Raw genomic sequence first — 1,438 nt, 5'->3', positions numbered from 1 at the left:
CGAGCACCCGCACGCCGCCCGCGCCGGCGGCACGCCGCCGGCTCCTCCTGCGTCCCCCTGGGAAGGGCACGGTCGTCGGACTACCGGTAGTTGGTGAACTGCAGCGCGACCTCGAGATCGGCCTTCTTGAGCAGCTGCATGCACTCCTGCAGGTCGTCGCGCTTCTTGGACGACACCCGGATCTCCTCGCCCTGGATCTGCGCCTTGACGCCCTTGGGGCCCTCGTCGCGCAGGAGCTTGGTGATCTTCTTGGCGTTCTCCTTGTCGATGCCCTGCTTGAGGGAGCCGACCAGGCGGAAGCCCTTACCGGACGGCATCGGGTCGCCCACCTCCAGCGCCTTCATGCTCAGGCCCCGGCGGACCAGCTTCTCGATGAACACGTCCTTGGCCGCCAGCACACGGTCCTCGGAGGCCGCGACGATCTCCACCGCGTCGTCACCCTTCCACTCGATACCGGCGTCGGTACCGCGGAAGTCGTAGCGGGTGCCCAGCTCCTTGGCGGCCTGGTTGAGGGCGTTGTCCACCTCCTGGCGGTCGAACTCCGAGACGATGTCGAACGAGGACTCCGAGGCCATGGACGCGCTCCTTCTCCTGGGTTGGGGGACGATCCCGGCCAGGCTACCCGGCCGTGACATCCGCCCGGGCCACCCCGCCGGCCCCCGATTTGGCACCGGGGGTCACACGCGTTGTATCGTGTCCTAGCGCCTTCAAGGGTGCACGCCAGATTGCCCGAGCGGCCAAAGGGAGCGGATTGTAAATCCGTCGGCTTATGCCTACGTTGGTTCGAATCCATCATCTGGCACGCGAGACCCCCGCCACAAGCGGGGGTCTTCGTGCATTTCCTGGCCGCGATAGTGTGGCCGTGTGACACCGTGGACATCAGCGGCGCCGGGTGCGGGACGCCGGTGTGCCGCATCTCATCGAAAAGATTCGAGGTGAGGGGTATCCACGACAGGGTCGGCTCCGAACAACAGGACATGACACTGGATTCGGTAAGCGCCGCCCAGCGGATGACCTCTCGCGACCTGCCCGACGGCCTGGGTCCCGCCGTCGACGACTGGGCGGCCGATCTCGACCGCACCACCCGATCCGGCAAGGGCATGCGCTCGGCACTGTTCGACGCGGTCTACACGCACGCCGGCGGTCGCGACGAGGCGGTTCGCGCCGCCGCCTGTCAGGCGCTCGAACTCCTCCACGAGGCCTTCCTGGTCCATGACGACGTGGCCGACGGCGACGACCACCGCCGGGGCCGGCCCAACCTGCAGGGTCGGACCACGACGCGGGGTGCCGAGCAGGGGTTGTCCCGGGAGACCGCCGCGCACGTCGGCATGGTGGGGGGACTGCTCGGCGGGGATCTCCTCCTGGTGGCCGCGATGGGCGAGTTCGCCCGGTTGCCCGTGCCGGCGCCCGTGCTGCACCGCGCCATGGCGGAGGTCGA

General features: G+C 68.8%; 2 protein-coding genes and 1 tRNA gene. 2 read left to right on the top strand and 1 reads right to left on the bottom strand.

All coding sequences use genetic code 11. The annotated features are described in order from the left end of the window. Positions 1-80: 80 nt before the first annotated feature. Positions 81-575 (bottom strand): YajQ family cyclic di-GMP-binding protein, encoded by a 495-nt coding sequence (locus tag G6022_RS09905; protein WP_179523183.1) that lies wholly within the window; start codon positions 573-575, stop codon positions 81-83. A 144-nt stretch (positions 576-719) separates the two neighbouring features. On the opposite strand from G6022_RS09905, the gene G6022_RS09900 reads away from it, so the two are divergent. After that, a tRNA-Tyr gene (locus G6022_RS09900) sits at positions 720-802 on the top strand. A gap of 175 nt (positions 803-977) precedes the next feature. Then, the coding region (locus G6022_RS09895) for a polyprenyl synthetase family protein (RefSeq protein WP_182691474.1) at positions 978-1,438 on the top strand (461 nt) is incomplete at its 3' end.

Origin of the sequence: Dietzia sp. Cai40 (assembly GCF_014145165.1) — a bacterium.
Lineage (GTDB): Bacteria > Actinomycetota > Actinomycetes > Mycobacteriales > Mycobacteriaceae > Dietzia > Dietzia natronolimnaea.
The sequence above is the reverse complement of the archived record's forward strand: the minus strand, read 5'-3'. Positions and strand labels throughout refer to the sequence as shown.

What these genes read in the sequence shown, in the direction of transcription:
- G6022_RS09905 (WP_179523183.1), bottom strand. Translation starts at nt 575, where the DNA reads ATGGCCTCGGAGTCCTCGTTCGACATCGTCTCGGAGTTCGACCGCCAG.